The organism is Hyphomicrobium sp., from assembly GCF_020852195.1.
GTDB lineage: Bacteria > Pseudomonadota > Alphaproteobacteria > Rhizobiales > Hyphomicrobiaceae > Hyphomicrobium_C.
Genome location: NZ_JADZBI010000034.1, coordinates 18,924 through 45,289, shown reverse-complemented (window position 1 = coordinate 45,289; position 26,366 = coordinate 18,924). Strand labels below are relative to the sequence as shown.

Genomic DNA, 26,366 nt, shown 5'->3' with positions numbered 1-26,366 from the left:
TCTTGTGCGGGTAGGACTGATGGCCGACGTCCCAGATCAGCCGGTCGCGCGGGGTGTCGAAGATCCAGTGCAGCGCCACCGTGAGCTCCACGACGCCGAGGCCGGCACCCAGATGTCCGCCCGTGACAGACACGGCGTCGATGGTCTCCAGGCGCAGCTCGTCGGCAATCTGGCGGAGATCGGACTCGGAATGCTGGCGAAGATCCTCGGGCGTCTTGATGGTGTCGAGGAGCGGTGTCTTGCTCACGGCGGGGCATCATCCTTCGGTCATCGGAGCCTAGGCTCCCGCGCGGTCCCCGGCGTTTCGGGGCCGCGTCTCTGCGCTACCTTAGCGCCGAACCTGCGGCGGATGAAGGGCCGAGGCCGGGCATTCCTCCCCGGCGGCTGCGGCAGAACGGCAAAGGGCTTCGCCGCCGACGCGCGCCAGCCCTAACCCTAGTCCTTGCCGTCATGGCCGCCGTCCGCGGGCAAGGCGTCGCCACGACGAGGCGGCGATCCAGGGGCCAGTTGCTCATCGGTCGGGAACACGCCCTGGATGGCCGTGTCAAGCCCGGCCATGACGATGGGAGCAGAGTGCTTCGAGCTGAATTGAAGACACGCTCCAGGCCCTTCCGCAATCCGCGTGGTGGGCTCGGCAGCCGCTATTCCGGGTCGAGGGGCTCGGTGCCGCGCGGCGTGCCGTCCGAGCCGACGGTGAGCTTCTCGACGCGCGCCTCGGCCTGCTTCAGCAGGCGGTCGCAGTGCTCGCGCAGAGCCTCGCCGCGCTCGTAGATGGTGATGCTCTCCTCGAGCTCAACGTCGCCGCGCTCCAGCCGGCTGACGATGGTCTCGAGCTCCTTCAAGGCCTTCTCGAAGGAGAGCTCCTTGATGTCGGCGTGGTTCTTCAACGGCTTGCTCATCCCGTCCCGGCCTCGTGATTCTTTTGACTCGACTCTAGAGCCTCGCGCGCGCCGGCGCACGCACTCGTTTCGCCATGTGCGATCAGACGCTTAGCTGCCGAGGTCCATCAGCGTGCGGACATGGACAGCGACCGACTTGGCCAGCGCGTCGAGGTCGTAGCCGCCTTCCAGCATGGAGACAATGCGGCCGTGGCAGTGCTGCTCCGCCGCCTTGCCGAGCGCCTCGGTGGCCCACATGAAGTCGGCCTCGACGAGGCGCAGGCCGCCGAGCGGATCGCGCTTGTGAGCGTCGAAGCCGGCGGAGATCACGATCAGGTCCGGACCGAAGTTGTGCAGCGGACCCAGAATCCGCGACGTGAACGCTTCGCGGAAGGTCTCGCCCGCGTCGCCCTCGCGCAAGGGCGCGTTCCAGATGTTGCCGACGCCGGTCTCCGACAGCTCGCCGGAGCCGGGGAACAGCGGCATCTGGTGCGTCGAGCCGTAGAACAGATCCTTGTCGGACCAGAAGATGTCCTGCGTGCCGTTGCCGTGATGGACGTCGAAATCGACGACGGCGATGCGGTCGGCGCCGTAGCGGGCGCGGGCGTAGTGGGCCGCGATGGCGGCGTTCGAGAACAGGCAGAAGCCCATGGCGCGGTTGGCCTCGGCGTGATGGCCCGGCGGGCGCACCTGGCAGAACGCGTTGGCGACACGGCCGCCCATAACCGCGTCGACAGCGTCGAGGCCGGCGCCTACGGCGCGCAGGGCCGCTTCCATGCTGCCGGCGGACATCACCGTATCGTTGTCGAGGTGCAGGCCGCCGTTGCGCTTCTTGGCGACCTCGCCCGCACCTTTCATGCGTGCCAGATGACCGATCGGATGCACGCGCAGAATCGCCTCCTCGACGTCGTCGCGAAGCGGCGCCTCGGCGCGCTCGAGCGCGTTGTAGCTCTCGTGCGCAAGCACCTTGTCAAGGGCGCGCATGCGGTCCGGCCGCTCGGGATGGCTGTAGCCGGTGTCATGGTCGAGAAAGTCGGCGTGCGTGATCAGCAGTGTTGCCATAAGTGACTAAGCCTCGGGCGCTCCCAAAGTTTCTTCGTTATGGCCATGATAGCGAAGCGTGCCCGGCTGGCCAGCGCTATCACGCGCGGCGAGGTATGAGCCGGTTGCGGAGCCAGCCCAGGAAACGGAACGGGGCGATGATCAGCCCCCAGATCTGGAGAACGCCGAGCCAGAGCAGGGCGGGAATGCCGACCAGCGGCAGGAATACGAGCACGCAGGCGACGAAACGGGCGGTGCGGGCGGCGATGTAGCCGATGCGGCCGGCGTACTCATGGCGCTGCTCCGGCGGCCAGATGCGAGACCACCAGGGGAACGAGACCTGCCATGCCAAGAGCCCGGCCACGAGTGAGCCCAGATAGAAATATTGCACGCCGGAGGGAATGCCGGGAACGATGCGCGCATCAAGCTCGCGCTCCTGCGCCGCGTCTCGCGCGAAGACCTCGGCCGACTTCATGGCCACGTGCCCGGTGATCTCGCCGACCCAGTCGTCCCACCGGATCCAGTCGGTCAGCGGCGCCGTGGCACTGGGGGACGGAGAAGCGGAGAACACCACGCGGCCGTAGGAGCCGGGCGAGGCCTTGATGGTCAGCTCGTTGCCGGCGCCACCGAGCGCGCTCAGGAAATCGGCGAAGGTCGCCCGCGTCAGTGCGTCGTCGAGACCCGACACGGCGACCCGCTGCCAGAGCCAGTTGCGGCCGCCCGGCTGATGGGCGGCGCCCGTCGCCAGAAGCACCAGGTTGACGTCGGCGTCCTCGGCAGCCTTGACGAGCCTGGCCACATCGAGCGTCTGCTCGGGGCCGCTCGAGGGACGGAAGGTCAGCACGTTGCCGTCGATGCGGCCGGAGACCAGAGCGGTCTGGCCCTTGAGGCCCGACAGCGCCTGCGGTAGCACCGATGGGTCGACGGCATCGACAAGCGCAGCCTTGGTGGCCGGATCGTAGCGCGGCACGGACGACAGGCGCGTCGGGCCGCCGGTCTCCAGTGCCAGCACGCGGATGCTCGAGCGGCTGAGCGGGCGCGTCAGTCGGTAGACGGTCTCCTCGAACAGCCCGCGGTCGGCGAGGCTCACGACCACGCTCGGGCGGAACTCGGCAGCGAGATCGCCCGAGGTGCCCGTGCGGCGCAGGCGGTAGGCGTCCTTGCCGACGACGAGGTGCAGGTCCGCGCCCTGCGGCAGATCCTTCAAGGCCGTTCGCTGGTTGAAGACCGTGTCCTCGGAGAGATAGTAGGCGAGCTTGCCGCCCGGCGCTGCCTCGGGCGCCAGCGCGGCGCCGACACGGGCCAGCTCGTCGGGCGTGCCGGCGGTGAAGACCTGACCCTCGCGGTTGGCGAACTTCCAATGACCTTCGGGCGTGACGTGGGCGGCGAGCGCGGTGCCGCCGCCCGGAAGCTTGGGCAACGAGGCCACGTGGGCGGCCGCACTGTCCAGGGCGCTGGCGCCGGTCTTGCCGAGCTTCGAGGTCACGCCGCCGCCGCTCTCGCCCGCCTCGCGGACAAGGCGCGACAGCCAGCCGGCATCGGACGGGCCGGCGAAGGCCGCAACGATGGCGAGCGTCATCACACCGCGCGCGAGGAGCTGGAACAGCATCGGCGTTCTCCGTTCAGGCGGGCGCCGTTTCGGGCAGCGCATCCAGAACCGCATGGCCGCCCGACGTCACGACGGCTGCCAGACCCGGCGCGGCCACGGAGATGTTTTCGGTGAAGAAACGCGCCAGCGCAACGGACTCCATGGCGTGCGCCCCCCCTTCGTCCAGCGCGGCGAGCGCGCCCTTGGCGAGGTAGTGGCCGCCGGCGGTGAGGCCGAACAGCCGCAAGTAGGGCGTGGCGCCGGCGAGCGCGAGGTTGGGGCTGTGCTCCACGGCCTCGGCCATCCAGGCGGTCGCCTCGGCGAAGGCGACCACGGTCGAGGCGAGGCGCTGGCCCATGCGGCCGATCTCGAGCCGGTTGACCGCCTTCACGCGGCGCGCCACGGCGTCGAACTCGGCGATCAGGTCCTTGACGAGCTGGCCGCCGGCGAGCGGCAGCTTGCGCGTCACGAGATCGATGGCCTGGATGCCGTTGGTGCCCTCGTAGATCGGCAGGATGCGCGCGTCGCGGTAGAACTGCGCGGCGCCGGTCTCCTCGACGAAACCCATGCCGCCGTGGACCTGCACACCGAGCGACGCCACCTCGCAGCCGATGTCGGTCGAGAACGCCTTGGCGACGGGCGTCAGGAGCGCCGCACGGTCGCCGGCGGTGCGGCGCTCGGACTCCGTCGCGGCGTGGCGCGAGGCGTCGATCTCGGCGGCGGTGGCGTAGCAGATGGCGCGGGCGGCGCGCGTCAGCGCCTTCATGGTGAGCAGCGTGCGGCGGATGTCCGGGTGCTCGGCGATGGGCACCATGCCGGGCGACCGCGCCGCGATGGCACGTCCCTGGCGGCGCTCCCTGGCGTAGGCGACGGCGTGTTGGGTCGCGCGCTCGGCAACCGCGACGCCCTGGATGCCGACGGCGAGCCGCGCGGCATTCATCATGACGAACATGGTGTTCAAGCCGCGGTTCTCCTCGCCGACGAGGTAGCCGACCGCGCCCTCCTTCTCGCCGAACTTCATCACCGCCGTCGGGCTGCCGTGGATGCCGAGCTTGTGCTCGAGGCCGGCGCAGACGACGTCGTTCTCGGCGCCGAGCGTGCCGTCGTCGGCGACTAGGCGCTTCGGCACCAGGAACAGCGAGATGCCGCGCGTCCCCTCGGGCGCGTCCGGCAAGCGCGCGAGCACGAGGTGCACGATGTTCTCGGTCAGATCATGATCGCCGTAGGTGATGAAGATCTTGGTGCCAAACAGGCGATAGGTGCCGCCGGGAGCGCGCTCGGCGCGCGTCTTGATGACGGAGAGGTCGGAGCCGGCGTGCGGCTCGGTCAGGTTCATGGTGCCGGTCCATTCGCCGCTCACCATGCGCGGCAGGTAGCGCTGCTTGAGCTCCTCGGAGCCGCCGGCCTGCAGCGCGTCGATGGCGCCCTGAGTCAGAAGCGGGCAGAGGCCGAACGAGAGGTTGGCCGCGTTCCACATCTCGCACACCGCCATCGCCACCGTCTCGGGCAGGTCCTGGCCGCCGAACGCCTCCGGGCACGGAAGGGCGCTCCAACCGGCGGTGCGGAACGCGTCGTAAGCGGCCTTCCAGCCGGGCGGGGTCGTGACGCGGCCATCGATCCAGCGGGACGGCGTGCGGTCGCCGGCCTTGTTCAGGGGCGCCAGCTCCTCGGACGCGAACTTGCCGGCCTCCTCCAGGATCGCGCGCAGCGTGTCCTCGTCGAGGCCGCGCACGGCCTCCTTATCCATGCCGCCCGAAACATCGGCCGCCGTCTTGAGCGCGAAGAGGATGTCGTCTACTGGAGCCTCGTAGCTCATGGGTTTCCTTTCCGTACCCGCGTCGATTCGGGCTTTACCGCTCGATTGCGATCATCGTGCGGAAGGCTCTCAAGCGCAACGCCCCCTCACCCGCGCAGCTTGCACTGCGCGACCTTTCCCACGTCTCCCCTGTTGGGATCATACGATCGCTTCCAGGCGAAGGGGAAAAACCTCAACTGAGAAGGACTGTCATGACGGTGCGGACGGCGGACAAGACGGCGATCGAGGAGGCGGCGCGGCTCATCCGCGACGGCGCGCTCGTCGCGTTTCCGACGGAAACCGTCTACGGGCTCGGCGCGGACGCGACAAACGGGCGCGCGGTCGCAGGCGTGTTCGAGGCTAAGGGACGGCCGCGTTTCAATCCGCTGATCGTGCACGTGCCGGACGTTGCGGGCGCGGAGCAGATCGCCACCATTGCGCCGGCCGCGCGCAAGCTCGCGGGCGCGTTCTGGCCCGGACCGCTGACGCTGGTGCTTCAGCGGCGCGCCAATGCCGGCGTCTCAGATCTCGTGTCGGCGGGGCTCGATACGGTTGCGGTGCGTGTGCCCGCGCATCCGGTCGCGCAAGCGCTGCTCGCGGCCGCAGGGCGCCCGCTCGCCGCGCCTTCGGCCAACCGCAGCGGACGCGTGAGCCCGACCACGGCCCAGCACGTGCTGGACGATCTCGACGGGCGCGTGGCCATGATCCTCGACGGCGGGGCCACTCCGCACGGGCTCGAAAGCACGGTGCTCGACGCGACGGGAGACCAGATCGCTCTGCTCAGACCGGGGGCTGTGCCGCGCGAGGCCATCGAAGCCGTGCTCGGGCAGGCGCTTGCTGTTGGGTCGGTGAGCGACGACGCACACCCGACATCGCCGGGACAGCTCGCGAGTCATTACGCGCCGAATGCGGCGCTGCGGCTCGATGCGCGAGACGTGAGACCGGGAGAGGCGCTGCTGGCGTTCGGACCCGACGTGCCGGCAGCGGCGGGGCCAGTCGTCAACCTCAGCGCCGGGGGCGACCTCGTCGAGGCGGCCGCGGGGCTGTTCGCGGCGTTGCGCGCGCTGGATCGGACGGGCGCCCCGACTATCGCCGTCATGCCGATCCCGGAGCATGGGCTCGGCGACGCCATCAACGACCGGCTGCGCCGCGCCGCCGCGCCGCGCTCGTAACAACAGCGCAGAATCAGCAGCGCGTCGTGCACGACATGCGGCAGCGCTGGCGGGCGGCGGCGCATTGCGAGACGTTGAGGCCCGAGCAGGTCACCATCTGGCAGCGCGAGCCGCAGCTCGAGCGGCAGTTGGGGCCGATAGTGCCAGGGCGGACGACGCTCGGGCCGAGCCCGATGCCGCCAGGCGGAATTCTCTTGGGGATGACACCGGGCGCGGGGCGCGGCGGAATTCTCTGGGGTGCCACGCCCCGGGGTGCCGGCCGGATGCCGGGGACGATCGGCGGCTCGACCGCATAGGCGAGCGGTGCGGCCAGCGCCGTGCCCATGGCCAGAAGCCCCAGCACCGCGATCCTGCCCATGCGTGCCATTAACCGCGTTTTTTGATTCATGGCGTGAAAGCCTGATATGGACAGCCGGACGCGAGGGCGCTCGCGCCCCTTCCCGATGCCAGCGGCAGCCCGTTCATGACGTCGTCCTCCGATCGTTCCAAAAAAATGCCCGACGCCGGCCTGATCGCCCGATTCACGGCGATCGTGGGTGCAAACAATGCGATCACGGACGCCGGCGAGCAAGCGCCGCACCTCCGTGAATGGCGCGACCTCTATGTGGGGCGCACGCCCCTGATCGTGAAGCCCAGGACGACCGACGAGGTATCCAGAATTCTCGCCTTGGCTAACGCGGAGGGCGTCGGCGTGGTTGCACAAGGGGGCAACACGGGGCTCGTCGGCGGGCAGATCCCGAGCGAGAGCGGCACCGAGATCGTGCTCTCGCTCGCGCGCATGACACGTATCCGGGACCTCGATCCCGCGGGCGGCACGATGACCGTGGAAGCCGGCGTCACGCTCGCTGCGGCACAGGAGGCGGCGCGCAGCGTCGGCCGGCTGTTCCCGCTCAGCCTCGCCTCGGAAGGCAGCGCGACCATCGGCGGATGCCTCGCCACCAATGCCGGCGGCGTCGCGGTGCTCGCCTACGGCACGGCGCGGGCGCTTACGTCGGGCCTCGAGGTGGTGCTCGCGGACGGGTCCGTGTGGGACGGACTGCGCGCGCTCAAGAAGGACAACACGGGCTACGACCTGCGCGACCTGTTCGTGGGATCGGAGGGCACGCTCGGCATCATCACCGCGGCGACGATCAGGCTGTTCCCCCAGCCCGCCGAGCGTGCGACAGCCTTGGCCGCGCTGCCGACGCTCGACAGCCTGCTGCCGTTCTTCCAGCTCGCCGAGGCACAAGCCGGGCAGGCGCTGACGGCGTTCGAGTTCATGAGCGGTCGGCTCGTCGATTTCGTGACGCGGCACATACCGGGCACGCGCCGTCCACTCGCGGACGAGGCGCCGTGGTACGCGCTGGTCGAGATCTCCGGTGCCGCGGACGGCCGTGCCACATCGCTGCTCGACGGGTTGCTCGCGGACGCCGTGGCGGCAGGGCTCGTTACCGACGCGGCGGTTGCGACCTCGCTCCAGCAGGCGGCTGATCTGTGGCGGCTGCGCGAGTCGGCGTCGGAGGCGCAGAAGGGCGAGGGCGGCTCGATCAAGCACGACATCTCGGTGCCGGTCGGGCGCATCCCCGAGTTTCTGATCAAAGCCAGCGACGCCGTGCAGCGTGTCTCACCCGGCGCGCGCCCGGTGCCGTTCGGCCATTTCGGCGACGGCAACGTGCACTACAACGTTTCGCAGCCGCCGGAGATGGCGCGCGAGGCATTCCTCGCGCTGTGGGACGAGATGGCGAGGGCCGTGCACGACGTCGTCGTCTCGCTCGGAGGATCGATCTCGGCAGAGCACGGCATCGGGCGGCTCAAGCGCGAGGAGCTCGTGCGCGTCAAGAGCGCGGTCGAGATCGATCTCATGCGGCGCATCAAGGACGCGCTCGACCCCAAGGGGATCCTCAATCCCGGAAAGGTCGTAAGCCGCTAGAGCCCGTCGCTGCCCGAGGCGAGCGCAGAAGCCTAACGGCGGCAGGGGCGGGCCTCGACCTGGCAACTGTAGCCGCTGCCCGATTGCGAGCAGCTTACGCGCTTGGCCGCGGCGTTGCTGAAGCGCGCCCACGCGCTGCCGTATTCGAAGTCGGTGAAGCTCTGCCAGGAGCCGATGGCGTCACGCTGCGCCAGCGCCTTGGTATTGCCGCTGCCGTTGCCGTAGTGCCAATGGTCCGTCATGCACAGCTTGCCGCCCACGCGGGCCTGATTGTGCATGGACGCAAAGCCGGTTTCCGACTGGGCGAGCGCCGGCGCAAGCCCGGCGCCGAGCACGAGCGCGGCAAAGCCCATACGGAAAGCCGCATCCTTCGTCATGTTGAGCTCCTCCTTCTCACCTGACCGATTCATTCTGGCAGATTCAAACGGCGGCCTCGACGGTGCAGAGCACAAATGCCCACAACCGAGGCAAGCGCACCACAGGCGGACGCATGGGACCGGCGGGCCGCTCGGGAAAAATCCCGAGGGGGTGTCGCAATCACTCGATTCCGAGCGCCATGGACATGCGGACCAGATCAGCGATCGAGCGCGCCGACATCTTCGTCATCACCCAGGTGCGATGAATCTCGACCGTGCGCGGACTGATGCCGAGCTGCTGGCCGATCTCCTTGTTGGAGAGACCACGGATCAGAAGCTGCATCGTATCGCGCTGGCGATCGGAGAGCGCCGCGTACTTGCTGCGCAGGTCCTCGAGCTCGAGGCGCTCCTTGAGGGAGCTTTCCGACGCCACGAGCGCTTCCTCGACGCTGGCGATCAGGCGCTCGTTGGAGAACGGCTTCTCCACGAAATCGAAGGCGCCGAGCTTGATGGCCTGGACGGCCAGCTCCACGTCGCCATGGCCGGTCATCAGCAAGAGGGGGCGCGGATCGCCGGCGCTTCTCAGCGTGCGCAGAAGCTCGAGACCCGAGATGCCCGGCATGCGTACATCGCTCACGATGCAGCCGGCCGCGAACGGCGCGGCGAGAAACGCCTCGGCGCCGTCGTAGCAAGACACTGTGAGGCCATGCGTCTCGAGCAGCATGGCCACGGCGTCCCGCACCGATGCCTCGTCGTCAATGACGCTTACGGTCTTGCTCATCGCCCTCCCTTTCGATCGGCAGCTTCAAGACGACGCGCGCGCCGCGCGGAGATGTCGTTATGGACAGGCCGCCTCCGTGCGCCTCGGCGATGGATCGGGCGACGGCGAGGCCAAGGCCCGATCCCTCCGGCTTGGTGGTGGTGAAGGGCGTCGGCTCGGCGACGTCGAAACCGGGCGGAAAGCCTGGGCCGTCATCCTCGACCTCGATCAACACCTCGTCGCCGCCGGACAGGCGAACCCGCGCCTCGACCGTGCCGCTGCGGCCGACGCCCAGAATGGCCTCGGCGCCGTTCACGATCAAGTTGTGGATCGCCTGCTGGAGCTGTACGCCGTCGGCACGGATGACGGGAAAGTCCGGATCCACTTCGATGGCAAGGCGGATACCCTTCTTCTCCAGATCCTCCTTGAGCAGCATCTCGAGCTCGGCGAGCTTGGCCTCGAGATCGACGTTGCGCTTCGTGAGCGTGCCCTGGCGCAGAAGCTCGCGGATGCCGCGCAGCACCTCGTTGGCGCGCACGCTCTCGGCCCGAATCTTGTCGATGGCGCGCGCAACGAGATCGGTGCGCCCGTCCTCCATCGCCTTGGCGGCAATGCCCGCGTACGTGTTGAGCGCCGTCAGCGGCTGGTTGATCTCGTGAGCGATGGTGGCGGCGACCTCGCCGGCCGAGCGGATGCGCAGCGCGCGGTTGATCGACGCCTGCTGATCGCGCAGGCGCGCCGCCGCGTCCTCGCGTTCGGCGACGATGGTGCCGACGATGAGGCCGGTGATGGCGAGCGCGATCATCAGCACCTGAAGCGCACCGAGCCCCGGATCCGGCCCGAAGCGGATCTCGGCACCGATGATCAGGCCAAGCTGGATGAAGAGCAGGCTCAGTGCGGCACCAGGCGGGCCGTAGCTCAGCGCGATCCAGAGCAGCGGCAGGAAGAGCAGATAGAAAAGCTGGAAGGCCGTTGCTTCCTGATAGCCGAAGACCACGGCGAGGGCGACGAAGAGCGAGGAGAACTGAATGAGCGCCATCGGCTCGGGCCGCGGCCATGGCCGGTACGCGAAGGCCAGGAACACGAGCGGCGCAACGACGAGGATGCCGATGACGTCGCCGACGGCGGCACGCCAGGCGACCGCGACGACCTCGTTCTGAAAGATGGTGCCGGTCGAGCGCAGGATGACGATGTAGAGCGCCGCGGCCACCAGCGCCGCGGACACGGCGACGCCGATCAGGGTCAGCGCGTCGCGGACATAGCGGAAGCGCGGATCGAAGCTCGATATGCGCTTGAGGGCCAACCCCCCGGCCAGGTACGTGCTGCCCAAGGCCAGCGAAAGGATCAACTCCAGCTTGGGACCGAGCGCGCCGCCCCTGACGACCATGTCGGCGATGGCCGGCGCGATGAGAACGAACGGCGCGTAAAACCAGCCGCCCAAGAAAACCACGGCAATCGAGAGGCCAGGCGGCGGGTTCCAAGGCGTGATGCCGAGCCCGCGGTAGGGCTTCACGTAGCTCACGTAGTCGAGCGCCACATAGGCCGCGAGAAAGAGGCAGCCGTACAGGATCCGGCGGTAGAGGCGGGCGTCGGTCATGAGCCTTCGGCCTATCCTGGGTTGCTGCTCCGACGCGCTGGACGACGATGCCGACACGCGGGAAAGCCATATTCCATCGCTCCCGCGCCCGGGCGATACGTAATACTCCCTATGGCAACTTTCTACGTACTCATGCCAATTGCCGACGGGGGGCAATCGCCTCAAGGTTATCAGTGTTGCAACCTTGCCCCCTGACAAACGGAATCTCGACGGAGGATTCGATGATCGACACGCCCTCCACGACCGAGACTGAGCATCGGCTGCCGACTGCTTATTCGCAGGGCTTTGCGCACGTGCGCATCGTGACTGCCATCAACCCTGACAGTACGGGGCCGCTCGGCGGACCCGATCCTCTGGACATTCCGGTTGCACCGGAGGTTGCGCTCGAAAGCCGGCCGCGAGCCGCGCTCGAGGATTTGCTGCGGGCCGATTGAGCCACGCCATCGTTCACGGCCTAGGGAGAAGACGAGCATGCCGAGCGGTATCAAGCTCTTCGATCTGTTCCTGGTGGCTTCGGCCATCGTCATCATGGCAGTGTTCCACCTCACCTGAGCTCTCAAGCGGCATCCCTCGGCGGCCCACGAGTCTTGTCGGGCGCATAGCGAAGAGGATTCCGCAGTCGTGGATGGCGCGCGAATAGTCTCCTCGTCATCGGTTGCATGCTTGAGACAGCCGCACGGACGCGCTCTGTGGTTCAGGGCGCGTTTTTTGCTTTCTTCGAACCGCAGCTCAGTTCGCCCGGCGCTCGAGAAACCAATGGTCACGCTCGGACCCGGCAGGTCCGAAGCGGCATGACCTAGTGCATCGCGCCGTTTTCCGTATCGGCCTGGATGATGCCGGCGACGATCGCGCGCGTCGCGTACTCGGCCATGCAGCGGTAGCCGAGATCGTTGAGATGGAAGCGGTCGTTCGACAAGTAGGACGAGCCCGGATGCTGCCGCGCCAGATCGGCCATGGCGTCGAAGCGGTTGACGAGCAGGACGCGCTTCTCGCTCGCGATCTTCGAGATCTCGTTGACGATGCTCGTATAGCGCGCATCCTGCGCGAGGCGCTCCACATATTGCGGGTCGATCAGGACCACGTCGATTTTGTGCGAGGCGAGCCATGCCAGCGTGTCGCGCAGCAGGCTGCCGAAGGTCTCGGCGTCGATGCGCGCCACGGCATCGTTGGTGCCGACCTGCCAGACAACGAGATCCGGCCTGATCTCGGCGACATCGATCTTGAGGCGCTCGGCGGCGCCCTCGGCGACCTCTCCCGACTGGCCGCGCGCGTACATCTCCACTTTGAGACCCTCGATCACGCCTTCGAGGTCGTTCTCGAGGCGAATCGGATAGGTGGCGCGCGGCGAGGAGGCGCCCACGCCGACGGTCGACGACGAGCCGAGCGCGATGACGCGGACCGGGCGGTTCTGCAGGATGGCGCGACGCACCGCGCGGAGCGGCGCGCGGCCCTCGTAGGCCGGGCTCTTCACCTTGCATTCGGTCGAATCGCGCGGGGTCGCGAACCGCAGCAGCGGGCTGCGCTTCGTCGCCTGGCCAGCGGCGGGGCCGCTCGGCGCGGCCAGCGGAACGACGCGCGCGGGCGGCTCGATGGCCTTCTTGGTCTCGACGGCGGGCCGGCTCGCATCGGTGGCAACGGCGGCATGCGGAACGAGGCCGACGGCGGCGCAGGCCATCAGGACGTTGAAGACTGAAATTCGGCGACCCATGCGGTAATCCTCAACACTACCAGCCCCGTTACAACGATCGCCGTGTCGAACAAGAAGGTTGGCTCGCCAAGGTACCTGACGATCTGACCGCCCAGTGCCAGAAGCGAGGCCACGCAGAATACGGCCAACGAGTTGCGGCCCAGACTGCTGAAGTAGCGCACGGCAGGTCCCATCTGGCGTGAAAGTACCGGATAGGCCGGATAGAATGCAATCGCGACGGCCATCATGCTCAAAATGCGCACAGGAGAAAGAAATTCTTTGTCAAATAGAAAGAAGAATCTTGGAGAAGGGACGGTCATCGGATCGGGGCGGTAGTCGATCCATACGATGACAGCCCCCACGCACACGACGGCAGCGGCCCAGGGCCAGAGGCGCACGACGGCCTCGTGCCAGACGGCAGTGTATCTTCTTTGCACAGTGATGCTCAGAAAGCCGAGCACGATCAGGATCTGCCACGAGAGCGGGTTGAAGAACCATGCGCCCCCGACTGGCCAGCTCGGCAGCTTGAGCTGAAACGCGAGCGTCGCGACATAGAGCGCTACGGAGGCGACCAGAGCCAGCAGCAGCGACCATCGGGAGAGAACGACGAAGACGATGGCCAGCAGCAGCAGCACGACATAGAGCGGCAGGATGTTGAAGTAGCCGATCTGGTAGGTCAGCAGCGCAAGCCCGATCGAGGAGCGCACCGTATCGGTGAATGCCGGGCCGGCGCCGTGCCATTCGAGCAATAGCGGATCGTTGAAGGCAATGGCGCCTGCCCCCAACATGGCGATGGCGATCGATATGGTGACGATCTGGGCGCGCCAGATCTCGAAGGCGCGCAACAGGAGGCGCATGATCACGCGCCCGACCGGTTTGGGCTCGGATCCGCCGTTGCTGCCGTTGGTGAGGAAGGCAAGCGAGCAGCCGGCAAGGAACACGAACAGCTCGGCCGCGTCCGAGATCGCGTAGTTACGCAGCGTGACGAGCGAATAATCCAGCCCGGGGATGTGGTTGACGAAGATCATCACGAGCGCGACGCCACGCCAAAAATCGATCGCGTTGGGGGGTCGCATCTCGTGCTCTTGTGGTCTCTTCCGATCCCGCCTCCCGAAGACGAGATAGTGCCTTAAAGCCTACATGCGGCCGCGAGACAAGCGGATGATCCGCGCTATCCGTCCGTACCGATACGGGCGCTTCGGAATGGCGGCGGCCGGCGAAGTTTTTGCATCGCAATCTTGAGGTCTGCGGGCATCTCCCTATCTACCGCTCGTCAAGGGACTCAGGAGACTGAAATGATCGATGCCACAAAGCTTCTCGACTTGGTGATGGGGGCCGGCGCCCAGCCGCAGGGCACCGGCTCCGTGCCGGTCACACATCGCGGCCCCGACCGAGGCGCAGCGGACGCCGGCGCGCAGCCGGCTGATCTTCTCGAGCAGGCCAAGAGCTTCCTCGGCAGCCGTGGCGGCAGCTTCGCCGGCGGCGCGGCCGTGGGTACGCTGGCGACCCTGTTGCTCGGTACCAAGGGCGGACGCGAGATCGCGGGCGATGCGCTGAAGCTCGGCGCCGCGGCCGCGCTCGGCGGGCTCGCCTACAAGGCGTATACGGATTACAAACAAGGCAAGCCGGTGCTCGGCACACGTGCGGCCGAGTTCCTGTCGGCCGCGCAAGCGGGCGCGACGCTCCCGGGCGCACCGGCACCCAACGAGCACGCGCTCCTGCTCCTGCGCGCCATGATCGCGGCCGCGCTTTCAGACGGCCTCATCGACGCCGAGGAGCGCCAGCGCATCGCCGGGCGCCTTGCCGATGCCGGCGTGGGGGCCGAGGAGCGCCAGTTCCTCGAGCGCGAGATTGCCACGCCATGGTCGCCGCAGCAGTTCACAGCCGCGGCCTCGACGCCCGAGGTCAGGAGCGAGGTCTACCTCGCGTCGGCGATCGCGATCGAGGCCGATACGCCGGCAGAGCAGGCCTACCTGCGCTATCTCGCGGCAACGCTCGGTCTCGAGGAGGGACTCGTCGCGCACCTCGATCAGGCCGTGGCGTCGGCGAAGGCACCGGCGGCGACCTCGGTTCCGCAGTCGCGCACGGCGGGTGCGTGAAAGCTCTCCAGTACGTCTCGGGCGCGATCAGTCTCGATCGCGCCCGCGAAGCGTTCGGTGGTCAATACCTGTCTCAGTACCCGTCAGGCCTGACCTCGACCACGCCGGTCTCGGCCTCCAGCACGAAAATCGTGCGGTCCGGCCGCTCGCGGGCCAGGCGGACGGCCAGAGGCCGGGCCATCGCCTCGTGCGCCTGGCGCTCGGCTTCGCTCCAGCGGCTCTCGGCCGGGTTGTCCGGGTCGAGGGAGGACGTGAACGCCTCCGCCCATGCGTTCAGATCCTGTGCCAGCTCAGGCGAAAGCTCTAGCGCCTCCGGCGGGAAGTCACCGTAAAGGTCTTCGTCGAGCGCCCACAGCGGATGGGCGTAATAGTCCGCCATGACCTTGATGCGCGTCGATTGCGAGGGATCGCGGCCGGTATCGCCATCCGCGTCCGGTGACGCGAAGAGAGGCTTGGCCGCCGGTGAGCCGGCAAGGGTATGGACGATGTAGCCGACATGGGCCGCGACCAGAGCGGCGGTAAGCGCCAGCCACGGCCAACCGACGTCCTGCCAGCTCGCCAGCTTGCCGGCCGAGAGTGCCCACACGACAAACGCCGTGGCGACGAGATAGATCACAAAGGCGTTGATGGAACGGCGGCGCCCGACGGCGTCGGGAGCATCCTCGACGTCGAAGTAGCGGGGCGCGACGTAGAACAGGTACAGCGCCTGGCCGATCGCCGACAGCAGGAACAGAAAAGCCGCGACGTCGATGAGGAAGAGCAGCGCCACGCCGCCGGCGAGGACCAGCGTCGCAGCCGCCAGCAGCCAGTAGCTCTGTGCGGTCTCGGTCTTGCTCGGACGCTTGCAAGCGATGGCCGCGATGGCGCGATCCACGAAGTGCGACGTCAAAGCCACCCTGGTCGCCACGTATCCGGCGAAGGCGTAGAACGCGCCGACCGCGCACAGGGCTATCTGGATTCCGTCCACCGACATCGGCTCCCCCCTGACCACGGGGAACTCCGCGGCCTTTCCCATGCTTAAGAGCCGAGTTGGATCAAAGCGGCTCGAAATCATGGCAGCATTTTGGGCGCATGCTGAAGACATGCGCCGCCATTGGTCAAGATCAGGAGTTTCAGATGAAAGAAGCTTTTCGTCGATTTTCAGAGGCGGCCGCACACGCCGTGGGATCGTACTGGGCATTCCTGGCCGCCTGCGCCACGGTTCTCACCTGGGGCGCAACGGGCGGATATTTCCGCTACTCCGATACGTGGCAGCTCTTCATCAACACCGGCACGACGATCGTGACCTTCCTCATGGTGTTCCTCATTCAGAACACGCAGAACCGGGACTCGCGCATCGTCGCCCTCAAGCTCGACGAGTTGTTACGCTGCATGGACGGCGCACGCACCGGCCTAGTCGCGCTCGACAACATGTCCGACGACGATCTGGAGCGCGTACACGACGAGTTCATTCGCTTGCGCGAGAAGTTCGCGCCGCTCATCGACGACGACCTCGCTCATGTCGTGCGCGAGCTCGAGGCGCGGCGCATTGGCCGGTGAGACCATGCGCGGATCATGCCGGCGACTGGAGATAGAAGTACGCGTAGACGATCACAGCGGCGACGAGCGCGATCAACAGAGAGCGCGTCAAGACGCGATAGTTGGTGCGCTGCGGGGTTGCCTGCCGCGATTCCGTCGGGCTCACGACCTTGCGATCCGCCATGTTCGTTCTCCTTTACTTGCGGATCTGAAAAACGCGACGCCAGACCCGATAGTTCCGGATTTTCCGGCCCCTGGCCGCAGGGTTTAGGGAATTCTTCACCAACATTGCCGATCCTTCACGGCAAGCTTTTCTTGCGGACGGAGGAGGCCATGGCCCTGTGGAAGTCGCTCGTTTCCTCCCTTTCCGGGGAGGGAGCGCCGCGCGCCGACGGTTCCAACGGCCGGACGCTCAAGCCGGCCGATTTCCGCAATCCCCGCCGAATGAAGGAAGGCTATCTGTGGGGCGAGAGCCTGATCATGCCGCGCCCTTGCACGATCCGCGACATGTCTCCGCTCACGGCGCAGATCGTTCTCTGGCACGACGACATCAAGCCTCAGCTCCTTGCGCGGCCGCTCATGCTCTTCTCGAGCCCGGACCGCAAGGAGGCCGACTGCGTGGTGGCCGGCCGCGACGGCAACGTGCTGTCGCTGCGCTTCACAAGCGCCTTGCGTCCACCGACGCGGTCCTATCCGTAACACGACGGCCACAGGGTCGCGGCCGATCTCAACGCTTTTGATTGCGAATTTCGCGGGCGCGACGCTTGCCGGCGACCGCGCGCTTCCTTGTCGAATGCCGAGAAAAGCCTCAGAATGACGGCATGAAGCGCATTTTCGACCTCACCTTCGCATTGATAAGTCTTCCGGTCGTCGCTCCCGCTGTTCTTGCCTGCATGGCCGCCGTCAAGCTCACCTCCCCCGGCCCGGCCATCTTTCGCCAGACGCGGATCGGTCTCAGGGAGCAGCCGTTTACGTGCTACAAGCTGCGCACGATGTATGCCGAGACGCGCAACGCTCCCAGCCATGAGACGCCCGCGTCATCGGTCACGCCGGTCGGACGCTGGCTGCGGCGGCTCAAGCTCGACGAGCTTCCGCAATTGCTCAACATCATCCGCGGGGACATGAGCTTCGTCGGGCCGCGGCCCTGCCTTCCCACGCAGACCGACCTTATCGCCGCCCGCCGCCAGCGGGGCGTCTACGCGATCCGCCCCGGGATCACGGGCGTTGCCCAGGTGGCGGGGATCGACATGTCCGACCCGGAGCGGCTGGCGGTGAGCGATGCGGAATATCTGGGAACGATGTCGCTGCTGACCGACCTACAGCTCATCATCCTGACTACGTTCGGTGCCGGCCGCGGAGACCGGGTTTCCCCGTGACCACGACCACGCGCAGGATCGGGACCTCGGCACGCCGCTCGCTGATACCGGTTCTCGCTCTCATCTTTTGCCTGCTCGGGTCGCTGTTGCCGGCGGGCGACGCCAAGGGACAGACGCTCGAGGTGCTCGGCACGGCGCGCGCCAACAACCGCACGCAGACCCTCAGTTTCCCCATCGCGGCACAGCAAGCGCATCTCTTCGCCATCCACGTGCGCTCCGGCAGCCTGCCTGTGATGCTCGTCGGGGTCGAGATCGAATTCGCGGACGGCGGAATCGCGCGACTCAAGCTGCAGGACATCCTGGCGCCGGGGCAGCAGAGCCGCGGGATTGCGGTCGACAGCCGCCGCACCGCGCGCCGCGTGGTGGTCGTGATGCAGCCGGGCCTCAGGCCGGGAGAGACCATCGTCCAGCTTCTCGGACGCGTGAACAGGCGCCCCTGACGGCGGCCGCCGCGCCCTTTCGGCCTGCCCGGCAGCGGAGTACCTTGCAGCGGTATTTTCGAGTCGGCCGTGCCCGGCCGGCAGGTCATCAACGACGCAAGGTCCACGCTTCCCAATGGCCATTCGCCAGCTCAGCCCCGAGACCATCAACCGCATCGCCGCCGGCGAGGTTGTCGAGCGGCCGGCGAGCGTGGTCAAGGAGCTGGTCGAGAACGCACTCGATGCCGGCGCGACCGAGATCGAGGTCGTCACCGCGGGCGGCGGGCTGTCGCTGATCCGCGTCACCGACGACGGGTGCGGCATGGACAAGGGCGACCTCGCCCTCTCTGTCGCCCGCCATGCCACCGCGAAGCTCGACGGCGACGATCTGCTCGCCATCCACACGCTCGGCTTCCGCGGCGAAGCGTTGCCTTCCATCGGCTCCATCGCGCACCTCACCATCGCCTCGCGCCCGCGCGGGGCGCGCGATGCCTTCGAGATCACCGTGGACCGCGGCACCAAGCTGCCGCTGAAGCCGGCGGCTCTCAACCCCGGCACGCGAGTCGAGGTGCGCGACCTGTTCTCGGCGACGCCAGCGCGGCTCAAGTTCCTCAAGTCGGAGCGAGCGGAGAACCTCGCCGTCTCGGAGGCAGTGAAGCGCCTCGCGATGGCGCACCCGCACGTCGGCTTCTCGCTCACCACGGGGGAGCGCGCGGGCCTCAGCCTGCCGCGCTCGGCCGCGAGCGCCGACGGCATGCTGGAGCGTCTTGGCCGCATCATGGGGCGGGCGTTCATGACCGACGCGATGCCGGTGTCGGGCGAGCGAGACGGCATCTCTATCAGCGGGTTCGCGGGACTGCCGACGCTGCACCGGCCGGATGCGGCGTATCAGTTCCTGTTCGTCAACGGCCGCCCCGTGCGCGACAAGCTCCTGGTCGGCGCGGTGCGCGCCGCCTACGGCGACCTCGTCCCGAGAGGGCGCCATCCGCTGCTCGCGCTGTTCGTCGCGCTGCCGCCGACCGAGGTCGACGTCAACGTGCATCCCGCCAAGGTGGACGTGCGCTTTCGCGACAGCGGCGCCGTGCGGGGCCTCATCATCGGTGCGCTGCGCCACGCGCTCGAAGGCGCCGGCTTCCGCGCCAGCGCCCAGGGCGGCGCGCGCACGCTCGAAACACTGGCACGCACGGTCGTCGCCACGCCACAGGCCGAGCCTCCTCACGGCACTGGATTGCGTGCGGAAGCTGCCAGAAATGCCGGGTTCGCCGAGGAGCAAGCGGCATTCGACGGCTTGGCGGCGGTCTCGGCCGCCACCGAGGCTCACGACCTGCCCGTCGCGGATCACCAGCACCGCCCGCTCGGGGCGGCGCGCGCGCAGCTTCACGAGACCTACATCGTGGCGCAGACCGAGACCTCCGTCGTTATCGTGGACCAGCACGCGGCCCACGAGCGCCTGATCTATGAGCGCCTGAAGGGGGCGCTCGCCAACGGCGGCGTTGCCCGCCAGGCGCTCCTGATCCCGGCACTGGTCGAGGTCGGCGACGACGAGGCGGTGCTGCTCGACGAGAAGGCCGCAGAGCTTGCCGAGCTCGGACTCGTGCTGGAGCGCTTCGGCACGGCGGCCATTGCCGTGCGCGAGGTGCCGGCGCTGCTCGGCAGCACCGATGTGGACGGTCTCGTCAAGGATCTGGCGGCCGATCTCATGGCGGAGGGCTCGGCCGCTCCGCTCCGGGAGCGCCTCGAGGCCGTGGCCTCGCGCATGGCCTGCCACGGCAGCGTGCGCGCCGGCCGCCGCCTGACGGCCGCCGAGATGAACGCGCTGCTGCGGGAGATGGAGGCGACGCCGTTCTCGGGGCAGTGCAATCACGGCCGTCCGACCTACGTCGAGCTCAAGCTCTCCGACATCGAGCGACTGTTCGGCCGCAGGACGTGAGCCGGCTGGCGCGGCTCACGTCCTGCGGCCCTCAAAAATAGCGGAACGCGGCGCTTCTTTCGAAGCGCCGCGTCCTGCCGTTTCGCAATCCGGGAGAAGCCGTGAGCGAAATCAGAACGTGTATTTGAAGCCCGCCCACACCGTGCGGCCGATGCCGGGCTTCATGCCGTCCTCGCGGTCGGTGATGTAGAGCTTGTCGAGCAGGTTGTCGCCCGCGACCCAGACGCTGGCACCGGTGTCACCGATGTCCATGTTGAAGCGCGCAGACAAGAGCCAGACGTCCGGCACGCCACCGGTCTCGCCGGCCTCCTCGATCTCGCACTCGTAGATCTCGTCACCGGCAACCGTACCGTCGTGCTCGCATTCCACCTCGCCGCCGAAGCCGTAGGGTGTGTTGGCGGCGTCGGTGAAGAACGATCCGCGGTAGGTCCAGGTCACGCTCGCGTCCCAGCGCCAGCCCGTGTTCTGCTCGACACCCAGCGTGAGGGCTGCAACGTGCCACGGTACCTCCGGAATGCGGTTGCCGCTGAAGTCGTCGTCGATGCTGCCGTCGTCCTCGAACGTAAACGCCTTCTTCAGGATGCCTCGGGAGTAGGTGTAGTTGGCCTCGGCGAAGAAGTTCAATGATCCGCCCGTGAACGGCTGGGAATTGAGGCGTCCGTAGAGCTCGACGCCGCTGATCTCGGCCTCATCGGCGCGGCCGAACTCGCGGTCGCCCGTGACCGACGAGAACGACTCGCCGAACTGGAAGTCCTTCAGGCGCTGGTAGAAGCCGACCACCTCGAAGTCGATGCCGCGGATGGCCGTGCTGCGCAGACCGAGATTGAAGTTGTCGCCAATCTCATCCGGCGACGGAAAATTCTCGTTCCTGAGCACGCTTGTCGTCAGGCCGCGGTGATAGCCGCCGAACACCGTCGTCCGCTTGAGGCCGGTGTAGGCGAAGGCGATCCCGGGCAGAGCGTTGAAGCTCGAGAAGCTTTCGCGCGGCCTGGCCGGATCGAAGTCGATGCCATCGATCTCCAGGCAGTCGTCCGTGGCGAACCCGGCCGGGCAGTCGTCCGCCTCGCCGGCCTCGCCCTCTTCCTCGGCGATCACGCGGTTGCGGCGGTTGACCTCGAACCACTCGAACCGGATGCCGGGAACGACGTTGAAGTCCCGCGCCACGTAGATGTTCGATTGCAGGAACGCGGAGACCGTGTTGGCGTCGAGCGAGCGATCGAAGATCGTCGTGCCGACATCATCACCGTCCTTCAAGATCTCGCCGTCGGCGCCCAGGAAGTTTCGGTTGGTCATGTCCTGGTATTCGTAGCGAATGCCGGCCTGGAGATCCTGCTTGAACCCGAGCAACTGCTGGTTGGCCCATTCGCCCCGCACCTCGCCGCCGACATGACGGAAAGTCCGGAGCCGGCCGAACATGGTGTTCGATCCGAAGATAACCTCATCATCGTCGATCTCCGGCACATCCCCCAGCGTGTTGTCAGGGAATGCACTGGGCGAGATCAGCTGATAGCGATCACGGCGGTGGTAACCCGCATAGAACCGGCTGGTGATGGTGGTGTCGTCGTCAAGATAGGCGTTGTGCACGACCTGGCCGCGCCAGACCTCGCCCGTGTACGTATTGAAGACAGAGGCAGGGGCAAAGCACGTTTTACAATGCTTCAGCAGCTTGAACTGCTGCTCCGCCAGACCGGCGAACTGCTCGGCGATGCCTTCCGCAATCTCGACCGCGGCCTCCTCGTCCTCGTCGTCGTCTCCGGACGTCGGGCCGATGTTGACGCCTTCAATCTCGTAGTTGCCGAGGAAGTTCTGCTCGTCGTAGCTGTCCTTCTGACGGGCATGCGTCACCGAAACCACGACGTCGGAGCTCGAACCTTTCCAACCCAGCGCGCCGTAGAAATCGTTGACGCGCAGCCGCTCGGTGTCCCAGGAGCCCTGGGCGTTCAAGCCGGTGTACGAGAGCACGACACCGACGTTGTCGACCGATTGCCGGGTGTGAACGTGCCAGCGAGCCGAGATGTCCGTATCGGATTTTCGCGACACCGTGTCCCCGAATTCCAGACTGCCGTCGTCCTCGATCTCGATCGGCGTGAACGAGCCGGTCTTGTTCTTGGTGAAGCCGATGGCCGAGCTGACGACCGTCTCATCCGGTCCGAACGGCGACAGGTTGCGCGAGTTGATGACGCCGAAGTTGTTGTTGGGACCGTGCGTGATGACTGTGCCGCGCAGGACCTCGACGCTTTCCGTGCGCTCGATCGGCGCCCAATAGTGCACCGACGGATCGAGCCACAGGGCCAGGTTGACGGTGTGGCCGTCCTCCATGATGAGCATCTTGCGCGAGCGCCGCGGGGGCGAGCCGCGCACCGAGACGCCGCCGTGGTGACCCGCGCCGTCATCGTTGACGACGATCACGCCCGGCACGCGTGTCATTGCCTCGTTGAGGTTGCGGGGCTGGCGCTCCGTCAGGAGCTCCGGGGTCAGGTTAGTGCCCGCCGAGGAGAAGCCTTCCAGGTTTTGGGGGATGAGCTGTGTCGGATTAATGGGCGTTTGGGCCGACTGCTCGGCGCGTGCCTGGGCGCCGCCGCTGTTGGCCGCGCCGTAGGGCGAGTTGGCCAGCTCCGGAGCCTCGTCAATCACCTCGGGGGGAGGTTGGGGCGTGGGCGACGGAGCCGGTGCGGCCTTCTTCGCCACGGGGGCGGCGGCCTTCTTCTTGGCGGCGGGAGTCTTCTTCTGAATGACCTCGACTTCCGGCAGCCCCTCTGCCGGCTCAGCCGCTTGCTGGGCAAGCGCCGGTGCCGAAGCGACACAGGCGACGCTCGCCATCAGGACGGCTTTTCTCCAGTGAATTCTGTTACTTGCCATTCTTTCCCACTCCCTATGACAATCCCCCGTGGGACCTTTCCGGTGGTGCGTTGCCACCAGTTGGCCTCCTTGTTGCCAAAATTAGCTATCGGTGGAGAGGGAGCAGGGAACAATGGTACTAATTCCCGATTTTTCTCGGGAACGCCGAAACTCGTCGGCTGTTGCACCTACGCATCTAAGACTCGTTGGAAATACGGTGGAAGTTCCCGAATTTAGATGAATATACCTCCGTATTTCTACGATATTACTTCGATTATGCTGACGTATTTTTACTTACGTATTTTCATAGCTCCTTTCTTTCGAGTGTCGCGATCCTGCTCCTGGCGTCGCCAAAGAGAATCACGTGGCCCTTGCCATGAGACGGTTGGACGATGCTTCGGGCCGTCGCATGCGACCCGAAGAGCGTGTTGACCTAGAAGCGGACCTTCACGCCGCCGTAGGCCGCGAACGGCATCGATGGGCCGATCGAGCGGCGCTCGTCCTCGTTGAAGACCACACCTGTTGTGTCTGAGGCTTCACTCGCCTCCTCGGGGTCGAAATAGGTGCCGTAGATCCCATACTTCTGATTGAAGACGTTCTTGACGAGCCCATAGACCTGGATGTTGTCCGTGATGTCGTAGGACGTATGCAGGTCGACGCGCCAGTAGCCACCAAGCGGCTTGTTGTTGTTGGCTTCATCGCCGAAGAAGATCTGGTTGCTCGCCGCGACGAGATCCGAGCCGAACTTCCACTTCGGCGTGATCCAGTATTCGAAGCCAGCCTTGAAGCGGTGGCGCGGAACGCCGGGCAGCCTGTCTCCTTCGCTGACCGCATTGCAGGCTTCGTCATCATCGTCGGCGAGTTCGTCGGGATCGTCGCACTGCACGGCGCCAGCCGGTGTGTTCGGCGCCGGGAGCAGAAGATCGCTATCAAACGTAGCGTCGACAAACGCGTAGGTTCCATAGACGCGGAAACGGCGCGTCTCGTACGCGGCAGCCAGCTCGACACCCTGCCGGAGCGTATCGCCCGCGTTCAGGAAGTAGCCGCGGCCGGTCCTCTGCGAGGCGACGTTGAGAATGTCGTCCTCGTTGAGCGTACGGAAAAGTCCTGCGCTCCACCTGAACCGGCTGTCATACCCCTTGCTCTCGCCGCGAAGGCCCAACTCGACCGTGCGCGAGACGACTTGCTTGAGGGGCGGGTCGTCCGTCAGGAAGCTCTCGATGAAGCACGGGTTGCCTTCTTCCGCGCAGCCAAGCTCCGCCGCCGTCGGTGCACGGTTCGCCTCCGAATACCCGCCGTAGAGCGCAAGACCGGGCATGATCTTGTACGTGCCGCCGACCATCGGGTTGAAGCGCTCGTAGGTGTTGGTGGTATTGAGCTCCTCGAAGTCGCCGGTGAGATCGGTCATCTTGATGCGGGCGTAGTTATAGCGGCCACCGACCGTCAGCGTGAACGCGTCGGTGACATCCATCGTGTTCGAGAAGTAAAGCCCGACATAGTCATTCTCGGTCGTGAGCGAACGCGGCGCGAGGTCGTCGGGACCGGTCACGATGATGCCGCTGCCGTCCACCACGAACTTCGGACCAATGGTGCCCAGCTCGCTCGAGGTGTTGTAGTCCACCTCGCCGTGATCGTAGCTGACGCCGACCACAAACTGGTTCGGCCGGCCGAGCAGAGGCGTCTTTTCGACGGCCTCCACCGTTCCGCCCCAGCTTTCCGCCTTGGTGTTGATACGCTCGATGGATCCCAGAGGCCCACGCACGGCGTCTTCATCCACACCGTCAGGGAAGCCCGGACCGGTGACGATGACGTCGTCGGGATCGCCCGGATCCGGATCCTCGCCTTCCTCGGCCAAGCACAGCTTTTCGTCGGCCTCAGGCGGAACGGGCCCGCCCCAGTCCAGGTCCTCGCACTCCTCGACCTCAGACAGATTGCCGTCGATGACCTTGGATTTGAAGTTGCGGTAGTAGCCGACGCCGGAGAACTTCAGCGTGTTCGTCGCCTGCACCGACCCCGAGATGGTCGGCATGAACATCTGAAGCTCCGTATCCTGCGGCGACGTGAAGGTATTCGACCAGTCGCTGCGAAGGAGCTCAAGCGGACCAGCCGCCGTCACACCCACGGTGCTGTCCGCGGCGGTCAGGCTGAAGTGAAGCTCAGCGGCGGTTCCCCGGAATCCGAGATCGCCGTAGAACCGGCTGATCTCCGAATCCGAGAAATCCCGGAACCCATCGTCCTTGAGCCCTTCATAGGCGACATACGCGCCGACGTTGTCGCTATGCATGCCAGCCTGCGCGCCGATCTGCGCGCGGCCGAACGAGCCGCCCATGACGTCGATCTCGCCGCCCTCGTAGCTGAAGCCGTCCTTCATGATGATGCTGACAGCGCCGCCCAGCGCGTTCAAGCCGAACGCCGGGTTGTTGCTCACGATCGTCATCGAGTCGATGGCATTGGTCGGGATCAGGTCCCAGTTGACCGTGTCGCCGAAGGCTTCGTTGATGCGGACGCCGTTTTGGTAGACGGCGAGACCCTGGGAACGGCCACCCACCGGCGATGCATCGAAACCGCGGTAGGAGACCTCAGCGCGCAAAGGGTTGCCGGCGGCGTCCGACAGGATGATGCCAGGCACCTGCTGCTGCAGCACCTGCTGGATCTGCTTCGTGCCATCGCGCGTGATGTCGTCGTCGGTGACCGTCGAGACGGCGCTCGGCACCTTGATGTCTGCCGGATTGCCGAAGCCCAGTCCTCCGCCCGAGGCGCCCGTGATGGCCGGGGCTTCCGCTGGAGCCGGAGCAGATGCAGGAACGGCGGACGGAGCCGTGGCGAGCGGCGAGACAGGCACCGCCTTCTTGCGGCGAGCAGTCTTTTGGACCGGCGTCTCCTGGACAACGTCGACCGCGGGAAGCTCCTCCGCGGCGGGCTGAGGCTGGGCGTTACCGGCGTCTTGTGCGCGTGCGGCTTGCAACCCCAGAGCAACGACCCCGCAGGCCACTGCCATGCGCACCATTCCCTGCTTCATTCCCCATCCTCCCCTAGGTCTTGAGACGCGACACCCGGACCGAGTTTCACATCCGCATAATTACTGAGGATATACTACGAACAGTATTTCGTTCCGGCAACGAAGCAGCGGCGCAAATACCGGGATCGTCGAGCGAATTGGCGAAGTATGTTGCGCACCCGCATCGGGAATTATTCCCGATTCACTTCGGAATTACTCCCAGTTCCTGTGCAGCCCGGACGAGGCTGTCGGCCGCGGCCAGCTACGGCGCAATGTCGCGCGAACGGTGAACTTTGTATTTTTGCAAATTCCGCCATGCATTTGCGGCACTGTCGGCGAGCAGAGATCGAGGGCTTGCAATGAAAAAGTCCAGCCTCGAACTCCAAAGGTTCCCGCGCATTCAGT

General features: G+C 66.6%; 24 protein-coding genes. 9 read left to right on the top strand and 15 right to left on the bottom strand.

The window, feature by feature from the left end:
• From IT540_RS03110 to IT540_RS03090, 5 genes are all read right to left on the bottom strand, one after another.
• Positions 1-247: 1-deoxy-D-xylulose-5-phosphate synthase N-terminal domain-containing protein (locus IT540_RS03110; RefSeq protein ID WP_291173127.1), on the bottom strand; the 247-nt coding region annotated here is incomplete at its 3' end.
• A gap of 394 nt (positions 248-641) precedes the next feature.
• A complete protein-coding gene (locus IT540_RS03105; protein ID WP_291173124.1) occupies positions 642-899 on the bottom strand; it encodes an exodeoxyribonuclease VII small subunit in 258 nt (85 codons plus the stop codon).
• A gap of 90 nt (positions 900-989) precedes the next feature.
• Positions 990-1,940 carry a histone deacetylase family protein gene (locus IT540_RS03100; RefSeq protein WP_291173122.1) on the bottom strand — a complete coding sequence of 317 codons (951 nt, stop codon included), beginning with the start codon at positions 1,938-1,940 and terminating at the stop codon, positions 990-992.
• Positions 1,941-2,019: 79 nt separating this feature from the next.
• Positions 2,020-3,528: a hypothetical protein gene (locus IT540_RS03095; RefSeq protein WP_291173117.1), complete on the bottom strand. Its 1,509-nt coding sequence runs from the start codon at positions 3,526-3,528 to the stop codon at positions 2,020-2,022.
• 13 nt (positions 3,529-3,541) lie between these two features.
• Positions 3,542-5,323, bottom strand: coding sequence for an acyl-CoA dehydrogenase (locus IT540_RS03090; RefSeq protein WP_291173112.1), 1,782 nt, complete (start codon positions 5,321-5,323; stop codon positions 3,542-3,544).
• A gap of 191 nt (positions 5,324-5,514) precedes the next feature.
• On the opposite strand from IT540_RS03090, the gene IT540_RS03085 reads away from it, so the two are divergent.
• On the top strand, positions 5,515-6,474 hold the full coding sequence (locus IT540_RS03085; protein WP_291173109.1) for an L-threonylcarbamoyladenylate synthase: 960 nt from the start codon (positions 5,515-5,517) through the stop codon (positions 6,472-6,474).
• 13 nt (positions 6,475-6,487) lie between these two features.
• Here IT540_RS03085 and IT540_RS03080 read toward each other — a convergent pair whose 3' ends face one another.
• Positions 6,488-6,832: a hypothetical protein gene (locus tag IT540_RS03080; RefSeq protein WP_291173107.1), complete on the bottom strand. Its 345-nt coding sequence runs from the start codon at positions 6,830-6,832 to the stop codon at positions 6,488-6,490.
• A gap of 135 nt (positions 6,833-6,967) precedes the next feature.
• On the opposite strand from IT540_RS03080, the gene IT540_RS03075 reads away from it, so the two are divergent.
• On the top strand, positions 6,968-8,383 hold the full coding sequence (locus IT540_RS03075) for an FAD-binding oxidoreductase (RefSeq protein ID WP_291173104.1): 1,416 nt from the start codon (positions 6,968-6,970) through the stop codon (positions 8,381-8,383).
• A 32-nt stretch (positions 8,384-8,415) separates the two neighbouring features.
• Here the strand turns inward: IT540_RS03075 and IT540_RS03070 are convergent, their stop codons facing one another.
• The 3 genes from IT540_RS03070 to IT540_RS03060 all read right to left on the bottom strand — a co-directional run bounded on the left by IT540_RS03070 (position 8,416) and on the right by IT540_RS03060 (position 11,096).
• The gene (locus tag IT540_RS03070) at positions 8,416-8,760 is read right to left on the bottom strand and encodes a hypothetical protein (protein WP_291173100.1); all 345 of its coding nucleotides are present in this window, start codon (positions 8,758-8,760) and stop codon (positions 8,416-8,418) included.
• A gap of 160 nt (positions 8,761-8,920) precedes the next feature.
• Positions 8,921-9,520, bottom strand: a complete 600-nt coding sequence (locus IT540_RS03065) for a response regulator (RefSeq protein ID WP_291173097.1) — start codon at positions 9,518-9,520, stop codon at positions 8,921-8,923.
• The gene (locus IT540_RS03060; RefSeq protein ID WP_291173093.1) at positions 9,495-11,096 is read right to left on the bottom strand and encodes an ATP-binding protein; all 1,602 of its coding nucleotides are present in this window, start codon (positions 11,094-11,096) and stop codon (positions 9,495-9,497) included. Before IT540_RS03060 ends, IT540_RS03065 begins: the two co-directional genes overlap by 26 nt.
• A gap of 221 nt (positions 11,097-11,317) precedes the next feature.
• Here IT540_RS03060 and IT540_RS03055 point away from each other — a divergent pair, with 221 nt between their 5' ends.
• Positions 11,318-11,530 (top strand): hypothetical protein, encoded by a 213-nt coding sequence (locus IT540_RS03055; RefSeq protein WP_291173091.1) that lies wholly within the window; start codon positions 11,318-11,320, stop codon positions 11,528-11,530.
• A gap of 362 nt (positions 11,531-11,892) precedes the next feature.
• Here the strand turns inward: IT540_RS03055 and IT540_RS03050 are convergent, their stop codons facing one another.
• Positions 11,893-12,804, bottom strand: coding sequence for an SGNH/GDSL hydrolase family protein (locus IT540_RS03050; RefSeq protein WP_291173089.1), 912 nt, complete (start codon positions 12,802-12,804; stop codon positions 11,893-11,895).
• The gene (gene opgC, locus IT540_RS03045) at positions 12,771-13,811 is read right to left on the bottom strand and encodes an OpgC domain-containing protein (RefSeq protein WP_291173137.1); all 1,041 of its coding nucleotides are present in this window, start codon (positions 13,809-13,811) and stop codon (positions 12,771-12,773) included. Before opgC ends, IT540_RS03050 begins: the two co-directional genes overlap by 34 nt.
• A gap of 267 nt (positions 13,812-14,078) precedes the next feature.
• Between opgC and IT540_RS03040 the strand changes: the two genes are divergently transcribed.
• Positions 14,079-14,882: a tellurite resistance TerB family protein gene (locus IT540_RS03040; protein WP_291173086.1), complete on the top strand. Its 804-nt coding sequence runs from the start codon at positions 14,079-14,081 to the stop codon at positions 14,880-14,882.
• Positions 14,883-14,955: 73 nt separating this feature from the next.
• Here IT540_RS03040 and IT540_RS03035 read toward each other — a convergent pair whose 3' ends face one another.
• On the bottom strand, positions 14,956-15,855 hold the full coding sequence (locus IT540_RS03035; RefSeq protein ID WP_291173083.1) for a hypothetical protein: 900 nt from the start codon (positions 15,853-15,855) through the stop codon (positions 14,956-14,958).
• 143 nt (positions 15,856-15,998) lie between these two features.
• Between IT540_RS03035 and IT540_RS03030 the strand changes: the two genes are divergently transcribed.
• Positions 15,999-16,421 carry a low affinity iron permease family protein gene (locus IT540_RS03030; RefSeq protein WP_291173080.1) on the top strand — a complete coding sequence of 141 codons (423 nt, stop codon included), beginning with the start codon at positions 15,999-16,001 and terminating at the stop codon, positions 16,419-16,421.
• A gap of 13 nt (positions 16,422-16,434) precedes the next feature.
• Here IT540_RS03030 and IT540_RS03025 read toward each other — a convergent pair whose 3' ends face one another.
• Positions 16,435-16,584 carry a hypothetical protein gene (locus IT540_RS03025; RefSeq protein ID WP_291173078.1) on the bottom strand — a complete coding sequence of 50 codons (150 nt, stop codon included), beginning with the start codon at positions 16,582-16,584 and terminating at the stop codon, positions 16,435-16,437.
• Between the two features lie 149 nt (positions 16,585-16,733).
• Between IT540_RS03025 and IT540_RS03020 the strand changes: the two genes are divergently transcribed.
• The 4 genes from IT540_RS03020 to mutL all read left to right on the top strand — a co-directional run bounded on the left by IT540_RS03020 (position 16,734) and on the right by mutL (position 20,125).
• Positions 16,734-17,099 carry a hypothetical protein gene (locus IT540_RS03020; RefSeq protein WP_291173075.1) on the top strand — a complete coding sequence of 122 codons (366 nt, stop codon included), beginning with the start codon at positions 16,734-16,736 and terminating at the stop codon, positions 17,097-17,099.
• Positions 17,100-17,221: 122 nt separating this feature from the next.
• The gene (locus tag IT540_RS03015; RefSeq protein WP_291173072.1) at positions 17,222-17,776 is read left to right on the top strand and encodes a sugar transferase; all 555 of its coding nucleotides are present in this window, start codon (positions 17,222-17,224) and stop codon (positions 17,774-17,776) included.
• Entirely contained in the window at positions 17,773-18,216 is a 444-nt protein-coding gene (locus IT540_RS03010) for a hypothetical protein (protein WP_291173069.1), read from the top strand. Before IT540_RS03015 ends, IT540_RS03010 begins: the two co-directional genes overlap by 4 nt.
• Positions 18,217-18,331: 115 nt before the next feature.
• Positions 18,332-20,125, top strand: coding sequence for a DNA mismatch repair endonuclease MutL (gene mutL, locus IT540_RS03005; protein WP_291173066.1), 1,794 nt, complete (start codon positions 18,332-18,334; stop codon positions 20,123-20,125).
• Between the two features lie 111 nt (positions 20,126-20,236).
• Here mutL and IT540_RS03000 read toward each other — a convergent pair whose 3' ends face one another.
• Positions 20,237-22,984 (bottom strand): TonB-dependent receptor, encoded by a 2,748-nt coding sequence (locus IT540_RS03000; RefSeq protein WP_291173063.1) that lies wholly within the window; start codon positions 22,982-22,984, stop codon positions 20,237-20,239.
• 412 nt (positions 22,985-23,396) lie between these two features.
• Positions 23,397-25,982 carry a TonB-dependent receptor gene (locus IT540_RS02995; RefSeq protein ID WP_291173060.1) on the bottom strand — a complete coding sequence of 862 codons (2,586 nt, stop codon included), beginning with the start codon at positions 25,980-25,982 and terminating at the stop codon, positions 23,397-23,399.
• Between the last annotated feature and the right edge of the window lie 384 nt (positions 25,983-26,366).